The organism is Haladaptatus ordinarius (assembly GCF_054177595.1).
In genome coordinates this window covers 1-13307 of record NZ_JBPEHH010000102.1, presented here as the reverse complement: position 1 = coordinate 13307, position 13307 = coordinate 1, and the positions used below count along the sequence as shown (strand labels likewise).

Sequence of the window (13307 nt, the reverse complement as noted above, 5' to 3'; positions counted from 1 at the left end):
CAGCAATTGCTGTGACTGACAGCTACTGCATCTTCTGAGGTCGAAAAGCCGTCTCTAACGCCGTGAAATTGTAGATCAGCAACCCCACCCCGATGCCGTCTTGCGTTCAACAAGGCAACTCATTACCAGGATTGAGGCCCCGGGTATGATGTTCTCTCAGTGGCCGTTTTATTAGTAGCTCACGTGAGAGTATTGCTTGCTACCGAGCAGAACAGGGAAGAGAGCCCCGCTGTACTCGCACAAGGGGGACGCATCACCATCCGGTCGATGCCGATTCGTCGTTCGTTACCAACTTGGTACTATTCGTTAAGCGTCTCAGAAACCTCGCGCTACCAACAGGAGTGGAAGGAAACAATCTATCACGTTTATTCAGCGAACTGTGGTTGAAAGGGAACATGTGGGGAGAAAACAGTGACACCGGTGGAAACGAAGAAACGCCACAGCAAGGGCAGTTCGAATCAGGAGGGAATCACTCACGGCGTTCATTTCTTAAGCGAGGGGTTGTAACTGCCGGTGCGATTGGTGGTCTGTCGGTGACCGGGTCCGCTCCAGGGGTGGCACAAACCAGTGGACGGGCAGCGCTTCAGCAGAGTGAAGAGGTATTGGCCTTCTTATACGGTTACCAGCCGAATCTCCCATTTCGGGTTCTCGGAACACTTGAGCAGGTAAACACGGTTCGGCTGCTTACACCTATCAGAGGAGGGCCCGCTCCCGAGATAACGCAACCCGACAACTACACGGGGTATATAATCGGGTTGGTCGGATTGAATGTTAGAACACCGACGTTTCTCTTTACGCAAGGCGCGCAACTCGACATAAACCCAACTCCATCGTTCACAGGATATCAATTCTCCTCGGAATTCACCTCATTTAGTTCCGAGCTTAGTCTGATACAGACAACAATAACCCCGTTTGACCTTCGACAGGTAGTGGGAGCGGTCAGAGAACGAAGACAGGGAGGGACGACGACATCAAACAGTTCGCAATGACGGACGACGCCGTCTACAGATCTACGAGGCGAGCGTCTTGGAACGTACTTCGGGACGATTCACCGATCGACAGCAGTCACTACCGCGATTGAGAGGGAGTGCCGATGACAACGAAACACCTACAAAAACGAATTAACGAGCGATTTTCGTCAATTCTGCCTGTACTCGAGTGACTTCCCCAGTACGACGCGTCGTGGCTCCGTCTGGATGTCGTCGCGGGAATCACCGTTGCGGCGGCGGTCATTCCCGAAGGATTAGCGTACGCGTCGCTGGCGAACTTGCCACCGGAGACTGGGTTGTATGCCGGGTTGATGGCCGTCATCGCCTATCTCGTTCTTGGTACCTCCCGGCAAGTCATTGCGGGACCGACCTCAGCACTGGCGATCCTGCTCGCAAGTGGCGTCGGGTATGCTGCTACAGGTAGCACCGTTTCTTACGTGTCACTCGTGGTCCTAACAACGCTTCTCGTCGGTATCATCGCAGTCGTTGCGTGGGCGTTCCGGTTGGGCTTTCTCGTCCATTTCATCTCGGGGTCGGTGCTCACGGGGTTTTCCGCTGGAGCGGCGTTGTACATCATGTCTACCCAACTTAACAAGCTGTTCGGCATCGAGAGCAGTACGTCGGGCGCCTTCTTCGGGCGTATCTGGTACACCGTGAGCCATATCGGTATGACGAATCCTGAAACGCTGGCCGTCGGCGTCACGGGCATCGTGTTGCTCATCCTCGGCGAGCGGTACATACCGCGTTTTCCGAACGCACTCGTCGTCGTCGTCCTCGCAATCATAGTCATGTCGGTAACGAATCTGCAGGCCCGTGGCGTCGGCATTGTCGGGGCAATCCCAAGCGGCCTGCCCTCGCTGACGGTTCCGGCGATACCCGATATCTCGACGCTGGGCACCCTCGTCCCCATCGCCGCCGCATTGTTTCTTCTCTCGTACCTGATGACTCTCTTCGAACACAGGTGTCAGCACAAAGTCATTCGACGATGATCATTCTGTCAGTGGGTGGAAAAAACAGTTAGATATTTTATCTTTTGTGTGTTACTAATTCCATGACGGAGGGGGGACACGACCCGAACGTCAGCGACGAACCGTTCGTCAATCACGAAGTCAGGGTCGGACGCATCACGTTGCAAGAGTGATTGCTGACCGTTGGCAAACCATGGGGGTACTACAATGGGACAAGAATCCAGACACGATAAACCGACACCCGAATCGTACGACACCCGAATCGGTGAACTCTCGTTCACCCACGAGTTCGAAGACGGGTATCCAACGACGGACACCGTAGAGAAGCTGTACGACGAAATCGACTTCCAGCGCGGCTGTCAAGCGTACCTGTGGTCGATACCGCTCGTCACCTTCGCACAGTATCGGTACGCCTTCACCAAAGTGCTCGGTGCCGCGAATGGCGAATTCGTCTACACCACCAGCTTCCAAGACGTTCTGGGCGGGATAACCGAGAATACGACCACACCCTACGCGGGAGCCTTCATCGACCTGTCTGAAGGCCCATTCGTCCTCGAAATGCCAGACGGTGAGGTGCGCGGGGCAGCCAATGACATGTGGCAGATCAGTCTCACCGAAATAACTGAACCGGGCACGTATCTCTTCGTCGGCCCCGGAGAGGACGTCCCCGAAGGCACAGGTGACTTTGACGTCTACCGGAGCCCGACGACGGGGCTATTTATTGCTATTCGCTTGATTCCCGAAGACGAAGACGAACAGCAAGCACTCCTCGACGACATCGCCATCTATCCGTTTGAGGAGCAAGACGACCCAAACCCCCGGGGCTATCTCACTCCAGATGGGAGACCCTGGCAGGCGACGCCACCGCGCGGAATCGAGTACTGGGAACGCCTCGCCGATATCATCGACCGCGAACCAGTGATCGAACACGACCGGTTCTTTATGGCTATGCTGAAACCCTTGGGCATCGAGAAGGGCAAGCCGTTCGAACCGGACGAACGCCAGCAGGAACTTCTGACGAATGCGGCGTTCGTGGGCGAGGCGATGGCGAAAGCCACCTGCTACGCCAAACGCATCGATGGTGCTCAGTACGATGGCGACGTCCAGTGGCAATACCCCGTCATCACGTCGCCGGATCAACGAGGGGACTACTACGACGAACTCGACGAGCGGGCCTCGCAGTTCTACGAGGTCGTCACGAACGACGAGGCGGTTCATGGACACGAGACTGGGAAGGGACAGGTGTATCTGGGAACGTACAGAGACACCAACGGCGAGTGGCTCGATGGCGGAACGAATTACACGTTGCACCATCCGTCTTTAGCTAAGAGAAGAACCGCAGTACAGCAGTAGCTTATCGAGGCTTCTTTTCGAGAAGAATGAGGAGACGATAGCTGTGTCCAACAGAGCCACCAATCTTACAGGAAACGCTCGCTACCGCTACGCAACCGAGGTGTGAGTCTTAGCTAAAGACGAATGCACGTTGCACATCCCGCCAGACGTGCCCGCCGAGACGTTCTGGTCGGTCACGGCCTACGACGTGAGCACTCGCGGGCTCATCGACAACGACCAAGAGGTTGCTGCCGTGTCGTCCAGAACAGACCTTCTGCAGAATAACGATGGATCGTTCGACGTCTACTTCGGTCCAGACGCTCCCGACGAGAGAAAACAGAACTGGATACCGACCGTTCCGGAGAAAGGGTGGTTTGCCTACTTCCGTCTGTATTCGCCGACACAGCCGTTCATGGACCACTCCTGGGTCCTCCCAGACATAGAACCACGAGAATGATCAACCGGGGCCATGGGTTGCTTGACGGCAACCTACCCCGATTCGAATCAGATCGACAAACGCGCTATACCACAACAGAAATGGCACAAACTGACTACAATTCCAAGCTAGAATCGCTCGCAGAAGACGCCTATCTCTACGGCCTCCAGCAGGTGGTCTTCTACGTGACACGCTTCAACTACACCCAGAAGAGAGACAGTAACGTTTTCGAAGGCATCAATCGGTGGTACAGAGTCAATGATGGGCAACTGATAACGGCCGACTTCACGGCTGTCGTCGCTCCGAACTGAAGCGGTTGTATAACCAGGCGACGGTGTACCCAATCATGAATCCGTCGAGTAGCGCCCAGACAGTCCCCAATAACGAATCAAGATTGGTCAGATGGTCTACCAGTTCTCACCGCTATTATGTCTGGAATTTATGTTATTTTAGAGACAGTACTTTGTAGGAGTCCGTCGTATGGAGTGCGAGTCGGGTGAAGCAGTGCTGTGGGCACCACGCGAGAGAACGAGAGACACAAACCATGACCAACGAGACACACGACACGGCGGCTGACGAAGAATCGAACTCCGAACCCTTGCGAGCAACCCGCCGAAATGCGCTTCAAGGAGCAGGCCTCGCTGGCTTACTTGCGATGGGTGTCGGTAGTGCCAGTGCCCATCAAGACACGCTGAGCCAGACTACCAATCAAGCCGAGCAACAGACGACGGACAATACTAATGCAGTCCCGGTGACATGGGCGAACTACCCACGCGCCAACTGTCATGCTTCGTTCCAGGCAACCGTCGACGATGGCGGGTTCGGACAATTCAATCATTTCCGGAGTCTCACCCCCATCGAGGATCAGTTTACCATCGCAACGAATCGTGACACGCTCTACTCACTGGGAGTCTTCGACCTGACCGAGCCAGTCACCATCACTAAACCGGACACCGGTGACCGATACCAGTCGATGAACGTCCAGAATGAGGACCAATATGGGAAGCTGTGCGTCACCGAGCCAGGCACGTACACGATCACACAAGATATGGTAGGGACTCGGTATGCTGGCGTCTTAGTCCGCACATTTGTTGACCCGAACGACCCGGCCGATGTAAAGCAAGCCCGAAAATTCCAAGACAAGATCGGCGTGGAGCAAGCATCGGCTGGCTCGTTCGAGATTCCCAACTGGGAGCAACAATCATTCAAACAACTCGACGACGCGCTCAATACAGTCTCCACCACGGTAGGCAACTTCTCGGGCGCGTATGGTGACGTCGGCCAGGTCGACCCCGTGAAATATTTCATCATCAGTGTCTCAGGGTGGACTGGCGTTCCGGAGCCGTCAGAATCATTATTCTTCTTAAAAGTCCCCGCCCAGAATGACGGCGAAACGCCATACGAACTCACCGTCGAGGACGTCCCTGTCGACGGGTTCTGGTCGGTCAGCGTCTACAACAGTGAGGGGTTCTTCGAGGAGAACAAGTACGACGCGTATTCGGTCAACAACGTGACCGCAGAGCGGGACGCTGACGGCAGCGTCACGATCCATTTCGGTGGTGACCCCGACCAGAAGAACTTCCTCTACACGCCAAAAGACTGGCTCTATTATGTCCGGCTCTACCAACCACGCAAACCAATCATCAACGGGAGCTATCAATTCCCCGAGGCTGAGCCAGTTAAATGACACGTGGGCGAAGAGCAGCCTAATTGCCATTCAGGACCAAATCGCTGCAATGTCGAATTTCGACTGTTCTCTCGTCTCATATTGACAGTCGTGATGAGCTTCTCCTCTCTATTCCGCAATCAAATATTTGCAAAATTCTGCCAATTAAGTCAGCCGCTGTTGTAATCCAGGGCGCTAATGTAGAATGTCCACACTCTCGAAGTAGAGCGGGATGGGTTGCTCGGTGCTGAGAAGACCTCTTTCGGATTCCGGCAAAATGGGTCGGTCAATAATTCCCACCGGTATTACATCAATATGTTATGTGATTCTACCATCATCTCTTTATCGGGGGTCGTCGTACGAGAGCGTGTTGGGTGGGGAGTGCTGTGGGCGTCGCGCGCGAGAGAACCAAGTACCAACTATCAGCACCATAACACACGATACGACAGTTGCTCTGGGGCGACCAACCCCACTCACCTGATTCGGATCAGATCAACAGACGTACTACTACATCAAACCAATGACGCAGAATAATTACGATCACGAAATCGAATTACTCGCAGAAGACGCCTACCTCTACGGCCTCCAGCAGGTCATCTTCTATGAAACGCGCTTCAACTACACGCAGAACGAGGACAGCGACGTCTTCGAAGGTATCAATCGGTTGCACAGAGTTAACGATGGGCAACCGATAACGGCCGACTTCACGGCCATCGTCGCTCCGAACGCCACGACGCTCTACGCGATGGGCTTTCTCGACCTGCAGGACGACCCCGTCGTCATCGAGATGCCCGAGGTCACCGACCGGTACTTCTCGCTGCAGGCGATGGACCAGTACGGGCGATTCTTCCTCTATGCCGGCAACCAGTTCAACGGCACCGACGCTCGCTCGTACCTGATACTGCCGGACGGCTACGACGGCGACATCCCCGGTGACTTCGTTACGACCGACGTCATCCAGGCACCGACGAAGACCGCCTTGACCCTTGTCCGGTATGCATTGCACGATGCCACGGACGACTCGGAAATCGCGCACGTCAACGACCTCCAGGATCGGACGACGATCACCCCGCTCAGCGAGTGGCTCGCCAACGACCACGCGGGCGTGCCGCGAGCGGACCAGGCGGTCGTTCCTGGTGACTACGAGACGACCCCACGAATGGACGACCTCACGACCCGGCAGGTCGAGATTCAGACCGCTGCGGACTTCTTCACCCTCCTCGACCTCGCCCTGAACGACCCGAGCATGTCGCTCGTCGACGACTCCGCGCGGGAGGCCGCGATGCTCGATCGGTTGGAAGCGGTCGGTATCGGCTCAGGGAGGGAGTTCGAGTGGGCCGACCTCGATGGCGACGTGCAGGCGGCGCTGACCACCGGGTTCCAGAGCGGGTTCGAGCGCGTCAAGACCGCCGGCCGAGAGGGCATGATCGACATGAATGGCTGGGGTCTCGCTCGGCAGACGGGGGACTTCACGACCGACTGGCTCGACCGGGCCGTGGTGGCCGACTTCGGCTACCTGGGGCCAGACAGGCCGACCTCGCACAGTGGTGCGTTCCTGTTCACCGACGCTAACGGCGAGCAATTGGACGGGTCGAAGCGCTACACCATCACGTTCGACCTCGACGACCTGCCGCCAGTCACCGAGTTCTGGGAGATCCCGATCTACGACGCGCAGGGGTACTTCGTCGACAACGACCTCGACCGCTACAGCATCAACAGCTACATGCTCGAAACAGACCAGTTGCACACCGAAAACGACGACCTCGTCATCTACGTCCAACACGAGAAACCGGAGAACCCCGAGAAGGTGCGAAACTGGCTGCCAGCCCCCGACGGTGGCATGAGCTTCGTGGCGCGGTTCTACGGTCCTCACTGGTCGCTGGTCGACGGCTCCTACGATATGCCACAAGTGGTCCCTGTGTAGGAGTGACCGCGATGCTCTGCAGCGTCTCCTCACACTTGAAAACGGGGGAGGATGTCACATCACCCCCTGTTACTCTCTGCGTCTCAAGAAGAGTGACGGTAGGCGGATCGTCACTCCAAACTGAAGCGATTGTATGACCAGGCGACGGTGTAGCCAATCGTGAATCCGTCGAGTAGCGCCCAGACAGCCCCCAATAACGAATCAGGATTGAACAGATAGTCTACCAGTTCTCACCGCGATTATGTCTGGAATTTATGGTGTTTTAGAGACAGGACCTTGTAGAGTCCGTGGTATGGTGTACAAGTCGGGTAGGGCAGTGCTGTGGGCATCGTGCGGAGGAAAGAGAGACACCAACCATGGATAACAAGACACACGACACGACGGCTGACGCAGAATCGAATTCCAACCCGCTGCAGGCAACCCGCCGCACCGCGCTTCGCGGGGCAAGCCTCGCCAGCTTACTTGCGATGGGCGTCGGTAGTGCCAGTGCTCACCAAAACACATCGACCCAGACTACCAACGAAGCCGAGCAACAGACGCCAGAAGATGACGAGTCAGTCCCGGTGACGTGGGAGAACTACTGACGCGCCAACTGTCATGCTTCGTTCCAGGCAACCGTCGACAGGGATGGGTTCGGACAGCTCTATAATTACAGAGAGATCACTCCTGCCACGGACCAGTTGGACCTCGAGCCGAATCTCGACACGATCTACTCACTCGGGGTGTTCGATCTGACCGAGCCAGTCTCCATCACGCTCCCGGACAGTGGTGACCGCTACCAGGCAATGAGTGTCCAGAACGAGGATCTGTACGTGAAGAAGTACACTACCGACGCCGGCGAGTACACAATTACACAAGATATGGTCGGGACTCGGTATGCTGGCGTCCTGATCCGCATGTTTATCGACCCGAACGACCCGGAGGATCTGAAGCAAGTCCGGCAACTTCAGGACGAGATCGGTGTCGAACAAGCATCGAAAGGGTCGTTCGAGATTCCCAACTGGGATTCACAATCGTTCGAACAACTCGACGAGGCGATGACAACGGTCTATAGAACGCTCGAGAACTTTTCGGACGCGTATGGTGACGTCGACCAGGTCGACCCGGTGAAATTCTTTGTCGCCAGTCCGTCGGGGTGGTCCGCCCCCCCGCAGCCGTCGGAAGCGCTCTTCTTCCAACGGATTCCCAGCCAGAATGATGGCACAACGCCATACACACTCACCGTCGACGAAGATGTTCCCGTCGACGCGTTCTGGTCGGTCACCGTCTACAACCGTGACCTCTACCTCGAGGAGAACAAGTACGACGCGTACACGATCAACAACGCGACCGCACAGCGAGCCGATGATGGCAGCGTCACGATCCATTTCGGTGGCGATCCCGACCAGCCGAACTTCCTCTACACCCCAGAAGGATGGCACTACATGGTCCGGCTCTACCAACCGCGTGAGCCAATCATCAACGGGAGTTATCAGTTCCCCGAAGCCGAACCGGTCGAGTGAGGCGAACGTGCGGATATTTTCTGTGATTGTTCCTGGCAATCGGTTTGCTGCACATTACAATGTTGTAATAGGGGGGTTGGCCGAGACAACCCCCCTCGTTTCGCAGAAAATGACGCACTCCACCGTAGTCAACGCATCACTACCACCATGTGTCACCGGCAACGCGGTGTGAATCTCTTGTGGTGGTGCCGCTATGGCAGAGTAAAGGGCGGCAGCGGTAAGCGGGACGGACCATGGATCAAACAGCAACACTACCCGCGATGATTCGAGATGTCTGCTACATGTCGTGGCCGATTCGGTGCGACAGCATGGGCGAGTAGTTCGAAATCGGTTTCGAGCGGATAGTCAAGAATCGGGCTCGCATCTTTGAGCGCCCAGTCGAGAATGATTTCGGACCCTCGGGCAACCGGGTTCCACGTGTTGTAGTAGGCGTCGTAGACTTGTTGCATTTCGTCGGCTTCCATGTAGATCAGTAACTCGTAGCCCTCTGCACTCCGGTCAAGGAACACTGATTCCGTATACATGTTCTCCATGTCGATCATCTCGGTACTCCACGTCTCGATCGGACCGAGACTCAATTCGCCTGCTTTGAATCGATGGGCGAGGGTTGTGAACCAGTTGGCGAGGCGTTCAGGGATGCCAGAGTTTAGCCACACACTCACTAACGCTACATCCACCGTTCGCTCCTTACCAGAATCCGTGGTCCGTTGGGACGCCACTCCGGTGGAGACATTCGTCTGCGGACGGAGCGGATTCACGGCGTGGACAAGCAGTTCGCGTTCAACGCTATCGTCGGTGTCACTGAGCGCGTCGTGTTCGAAGGGGAATGCCGCTGCGATGACCTCCTCTGAGTGATCCCAGTCGGTGATTACAGACCGCGGAAGTTCGACGTACCAGACGAGCTCGGGCTCAGCCGAATCCTGATTCAGAAAGAGCGATGCTGTCGTTGCGCCCTCGAGGCTGAGTAGCGGACTCGGGTCGTCCTCAGCTATCGTTCTCGAGACGGCCTCTCTGATCGCTTCGACGCACTCCGAGTCGATACGCCGGCGAACGAGAAAGGCCTTCATGTGCCGTTCGTCAATGAACTCGTCCATTGAAGGTGAAGAACGACGCAGAGACCGATGCAACCAAGCGGCGGTTCCGAGTATGAGTCCACCGAAAATCATCCATCGGCGCGATCGAACCTTCATAGTACAGCTTGGCTGGCAGTTTGGCTGTCTCCATTCCCGAAGCGTATCGGTGATTCAAGTAGTGGGACTCTAATGTTATAATCAATGAAATCGATGTCTGTCGAGCTCCGATACAGCGACGAAGCGCTCATCCCCCTCCATAAGGGACTGTGCGACTCGCCTGATCTGGACCGAGAGATCATCCTTGGCGGCCAGTCTGTCGATGGCGTTGAGACCATCAGTTCGTTTGTCTACGGGAGTCCGGACGCATACGAATCCTTGCTGGCCGAACAGGAATCGGTTCTCGAATATGATATCACACCCGACGAGGAGGGGTTCTTCCTCTACCTCCGTCAGGAGCTCGGTCCAGAGGGCATGTCAATGATGGATTCGCTCGCACAGGATACGGTCGTGATTGTCCCGCCGATCGAGTTTCGCTCCGACCGGACGATGCAGATGACCGTCGTGGCGCATCCTGACGATCTCAGAGCCGTTACGGAGTCGACCCCTGAAGGAATCTCGATCGAGATCCTGAAACTCGGAGACGGCGTCATGACATTCCAGACATCGATATCCGACCGTCAGCAGGATGCACTCCAAGTCGCTTGGGATCTCGGGTACTTCGCTGTGCCTCGCCGCAACGGGATCGAGGCTGTCGCAGAGGAACTCGACTGTGCCGTCTCGACCGCCTCCGGACTACTGCGTCGAGGAGAGGCACATGCAATCAGACAAGTACTCGGAACAAACCGCTAAGCCGTCATAACCCATTCGTGAGCCAGCCCGCAGTCCTTCTGGTACACATAAAATCGCGAAAAGCATCGGGAGAACGGACTTTCGTTCGGGAGAAGGACAATCGGTATGGAGAACACGACCGAAAAGTTCCGGATCGCTACTGGAATACTTACACCACTCGTTGCTCTCGGTACCTTCGGGGTTGGTGCCGCGCTCTCGACTACCTATACGTGGCCGGGCGAGCCGTTCTCGGTGATCGGTGGTGAAGGGAATTTCGCGGCATTGTTTTTTAACGCCGGTCTCGTCGTTACTGGTCTCCTCGCGCTTCCGTTCGCAACTCGACTCTGGACTGCCTCCAGCAGAGCCGTGGCTGTCTTGTACGCACTTGTGGGGGTCACGCTCGTCGGTGCTGGACTCTTCCCGATAGGCGGCGATTCTATCGCCCACGAACTCTTCGGGGCGGGAATCTTTCTCGGAATCTGGCTGCTGTTATGGACCGCCGGAATCCTCGAATGGCGCTCGGGAGCCCCTCGTGAGGGTGCGACGGTGATCGCACTCGGGTCGATCACACTGGTAGTCTGGCTTCCGTACGATTTCGGGCTTACATGGGCACAGATCGGCTGGGGTGCCGCTGAGGTAGTCGTGGTCGTATGCTTCGGCGTCTGGAGTGTTTCGACAGCAAGCAAACTCTGGCGGTGCGCACCTAGATCGACCGCTGGAAAGCGAGCAGAAAATCCCATAAGGACATAGATATCGGTCGGACACAGTACCCCGTTCTGTAGGTTTCGAATGACCGGCGTTTCACTCCTGCAGCTAAGACGTGAATTAGTCGCCCGTATTCTGCCTATATAAATCGGCGAACCATATCGGGAAAAGCCACTGTTTCCAGGGTGCCGTAACTTAGGTATGGACGGAAAGACGTCTTCGAAGTACCAAACACAGTTGGAGCGCAGTCAACGCAAGTGGAACTTCTGGAGCGCGCGTGAGTCGTTTTGGAAATTCTACGAGAACGATACGCTGGAGCATCGTCGCAACGCCGTATCTCAACTCCATCTCGAACCGGGCGATACCGTTCTCGATATTGGCTGTGGACCGGGGACGAATTTCGAGCTGCTCCGCGAAGCAGTCGGCAGTGACGGTCGCGTGATCGGTGTTGATCTCAGTCCTGGGATGGTCGAACGAGCGACCGAGCGAATTGAAACACACGGCTGGGAAAACGTCGAAGTCGTTCATGCGGATGCGAAGACTCTCTCTCTTGGCGATGACCGATTCGACGGCGCGCTGGCTACAACTGCGGTGAGTTCTACGCCAGATGTGCGGGCGACTGTCGAAAACGTCTATGAGACGCTCAAGCCTGGCACCCGGTTCTCCGTCTACGAGATTCGACTTGTTCCATCCGGGCTCGGTCGAATTCTAAATCCACTCATCAAACGCTTCTATCGCGCATTCGGGAACTGGAACGACGAAGAAGACGTTCTCACGGAGTTGGAACACTCATTTGACAGCACGACGGTTGTTGAGAGGTTCGCACTCGGGACGAACTACGTTGCAGTCGCAGCTAAGGCCGGTGAGCACTCCCATACCGGTCGCATCTGACCGGTACCCATTCGAAGACATCGCTTCGAGAAACTCATCTCGACGAGCTTCTTTCTACTCGTCAATTTATTCTGCTAGCTGAACCATCGTCAATACCACTCGGCTAGCGTTTGAGTTGCTGAGATATACAGACGATGCAGATGACAGGAAGATCGTTTCTCTTGCATCTCCTCACGAGGAGAAGCCATTGTCACTGTCATCATAACCAAATCGCGATCTCCTGACGGTGACTTCTCGATCAACTCAATCACGTATTCCCGACCACAGACGCGGTGGCCGGTACCACCTCTCCCGCTGGCTTGTAGCCGATAGACGCCGATACAACTGCCGTACTTACGAGTAGCCGTACGGCGTCAGTCCCGAACTGTGTCAATTCGGGGTGTCCACGACCGCGTTTGTGTTGACGTTCGTATTAGATTCATGTCCCTTTCGGAGGTAATGTGGTCCCGACCACGCTACTCTCCGGCAACCGCGTCTGTGGCCGGGCTATCGTCCATGTCGTTGTTCGTCACTTCACCAGGAAGTTCCACATCGGCTTTTAGGACGAGCCGCGTCTCTTTATAACTCAACCCGTCTTTGGATCGTTGGCGCTTGGTTTTCCCGAGACGTCCGTTCGAGAGTTCGTGCATCGCGTCCACCGTCTGTTTTGATCTATACTCTGCAACTGACTATTCTGCGATTTCAGTGATCTTTGAGTTTCCGTGGACACCCACTCGACACATCTGCTTGTTCGCTCTTCGTACCTCCCCCTTTCTTTGGACGATTTAGGAGGTGCGCAAAGCCTTGATACTAGCGGAGAAGTTATACAAACTGGATTAAGCTGTTCTAAAGGCGTGAAATCGTGTTTGCAACTGATCTCTGTCCCTGGAACATCCGTTCTAGTGCATTGTCAACTATCAATTGTAGGATAAAGTCGGCGTAGTTTGATTCGTGCATCTTCGGATGTGAATCGCCAGTCAATGTCTGTTTCTTGGGCGTTCAGTGAATTTGTCC

The 13307-nt window shown here is 55.6% G+C and carries 13 protein-coding genes and 1 pseudogene; 12 read left to right on the top strand and 2 right to left on the bottom strand.

The window, feature by feature from the left end:
- The first annotated feature begins 1192 nt into the window (after positions 1–1192).
- The 9 genes and pseudogenes from ACR3FF_RS22385 (at position 1193) to ACR3FF_RS22345 (ending at position 8817) form a co-directional block, all read left to right on the top strand.
- Entirely contained in the window at positions 1193–1978 is a 786-nt protein-coding gene (locus ACR3FF_RS22385) for a SulP family inorganic anion transporter (protein WP_458190364.1), read from the top strand.
- A 186-nt stretch (positions 1979–2164) separates the two neighbouring features.
- Complete coding sequence (locus ACR3FF_RS22380) at positions 2165–3310, top strand: DUF1254 domain-containing protein (RefSeq protein WP_458190362.1); 1146 nt, start codon at positions 2165–2167, stop codon at positions 3308–3310.
- A gap of 130 nt (positions 3311–3440) precedes the next feature.
- On the top strand, positions 3441–3746 hold the full coding sequence (locus ACR3FF_RS22375; protein WP_458190361.1) for a DUF1214 domain-containing protein: 306 nt from the start codon (positions 3441–3443) through the stop codon (positions 3744–3746).
- 80 nt (positions 3747–3826) lie between these two features.
- Complete coding sequence (locus ACR3FF_RS22370; RefSeq protein WP_458190360.1) at positions 3827–4036, top strand: hypothetical protein; 210 nt, start codon at positions 3827–3829, stop codon at positions 4034–4036.
- Between the two features lie 233 nt (positions 4037–4269).
- Positions 4270–5412: a DUF1214 domain-containing protein gene (locus ACR3FF_RS22365; protein WP_458190359.1), complete on the top strand. Its 1143-nt coding sequence runs from the start codon at positions 4270–4272 to the stop codon at positions 5410–5412.
- A 499-nt stretch (positions 5413–5911) separates the two neighbouring features.
- Entirely contained in the window at positions 5912–7315 is a 1404-nt protein-coding gene (locus ACR3FF_RS22360) for a DUF1254 domain-containing protein (protein ID WP_458190358.1), read from the top strand.
- A 356-nt stretch (positions 7316–7671) separates the two neighbouring features.
- A complete protein-coding gene (locus tag ACR3FF_RS22355; RefSeq protein ID WP_458190357.1) occupies positions 7672–7899 on the top strand; it encodes a hypothetical protein in 228 nt (75 codons plus the stop codon).
- 63 nt (positions 7900–7962) lie between these two features.
- Positions 7963–8268: pseudogene (locus ACR3FF_RS22350) on the top strand (DUF1254 domain-containing protein); the annotation flags it as partial.
- Between the two features lie 84 nt (positions 8269–8352).
- Positions 8353–8817 (top strand): DUF1214 domain-containing protein, encoded by a 465-nt coding sequence (locus ACR3FF_RS22345; RefSeq protein ID WP_458190363.1) that lies wholly within the window; start codon positions 8353–8355, stop codon positions 8815–8817.
- A gap of 251 nt (positions 8818–9068) precedes the next feature.
- Here ACR3FF_RS22345 and ACR3FF_RS22340 read toward each other — a convergent pair whose 3' ends face one another.
- Positions 9069–10007 (bottom strand): hypothetical protein, encoded by a 939-nt coding sequence (locus ACR3FF_RS22340; RefSeq protein ID WP_458190356.1) that lies wholly within the window; start codon positions 10005–10007, stop codon positions 9069–9071.
- An 84-nt stretch (positions 10008–10091) separates the two neighbouring features.
- Here ACR3FF_RS22340 and ACR3FF_RS22335 point away from each other — a divergent pair, with 84 nt between their 5' ends.
- The 3 genes from ACR3FF_RS22335 (at position 10092) to ACR3FF_RS22325 (ending at position 12314) form a co-directional block, all read left to right on the top strand.
- Positions 10092–10739: a helix-turn-helix domain-containing protein gene (locus tag ACR3FF_RS22335; protein ID WP_458190355.1), complete on the top strand. Its 648-nt coding sequence runs from the start codon at positions 10092–10094 to the stop codon at positions 10737–10739.
- Positions 10740–10844: 105 nt separating this feature from the next.
- Positions 10845–11468, top strand: coding sequence for a DUF998 domain-containing protein (locus tag ACR3FF_RS22330; protein WP_458190354.1), 624 nt, complete (start codon positions 10845–10847; stop codon positions 11466–11468).
- A 156-nt stretch (positions 11469–11624) separates the two neighbouring features.
- A complete protein-coding gene (locus ACR3FF_RS22325) occupies positions 11625–12314 on the top strand; it encodes a class I SAM-dependent methyltransferase (protein ID WP_458190353.1) in 690 nt (229 codons plus the stop codon).
- Positions 12315–12769: 455 nt separating this feature from the next.
- On the opposite strand, the gene ACR3FF_RS22320 is transcribed toward ACR3FF_RS22325, so the two are convergent.
- On the bottom strand, positions 12770–12952 hold the full coding sequence (locus tag ACR3FF_RS22320) for a DUF8008 family protein (protein WP_472850166.1): 183 nt from the start codon (positions 12950–12952) through the stop codon (positions 12770–12772).
- Positions 12953–13307 lie beyond the last annotated feature (355 nt).

Coding starts and splice junctions, on each gene's coding strand:
- ACR3FF_RS22325 (WP_458190353.1), top strand. CDS start 11,625: ATGGACGGAAAGACGTCTTCGAAGTACCAAACACAGTTGGAGCGCAGT.
- ACR3FF_RS22365 (WP_458190359.1), top strand. CDS start 4,270: ATGACCAACGAGACACACGACACGGCGGCTGACGAAGAATCGAACTCC.
- ACR3FF_RS22355 (WP_458190357.1), top strand. CDS start 7,672: ATGGATAACAAGACACACGACACGACGGCTGACGCAGAATCGAATTCC.
- ACR3FF_RS22340 (WP_458190356.1), bottom strand. CDS start 10,007: ATGAAGGTTCGATCGCGCCGATGGATGATTTTCGGTGGACTCATACTC.
- ACR3FF_RS22370 (WP_458190360.1), top strand. CDS start 3,827: ATGGCACAAACTGACTACAATTCCAAGCTAGAATCGCTCGCAGAAGAC.
- ACR3FF_RS22360 (WP_458190358.1), top strand. CDS start 5,912: ATGACGCAGAATAATTACGATCACGAAATCGAATTACTCGCAGAAGAC.
- ACR3FF_RS22345 (WP_458190363.1), top strand. CDS start 8,353: ATGACAACGGTCTATAGAACGCTCGAGAACTTTTCGGACGCGTATGGT.
- ACR3FF_RS22335 (WP_458190355.1), top strand. CDS start 10,092: ATGAAATCGATGTCTGTCGAGCTCCGATACAGCGACGAAGCGCTCATC.
- ACR3FF_RS22330 (WP_458190354.1), top strand. CDS start 10,845: ATGGAGAACACGACCGAAAAGTTCCGGATCGCTACTGGAATACTTACA.
- ACR3FF_RS22380 (WP_458190362.1), top strand. CDS start 2,165: ATGGGACAAGAATCCAGACACGATAAACCGACACCCGAATCGTACGAC.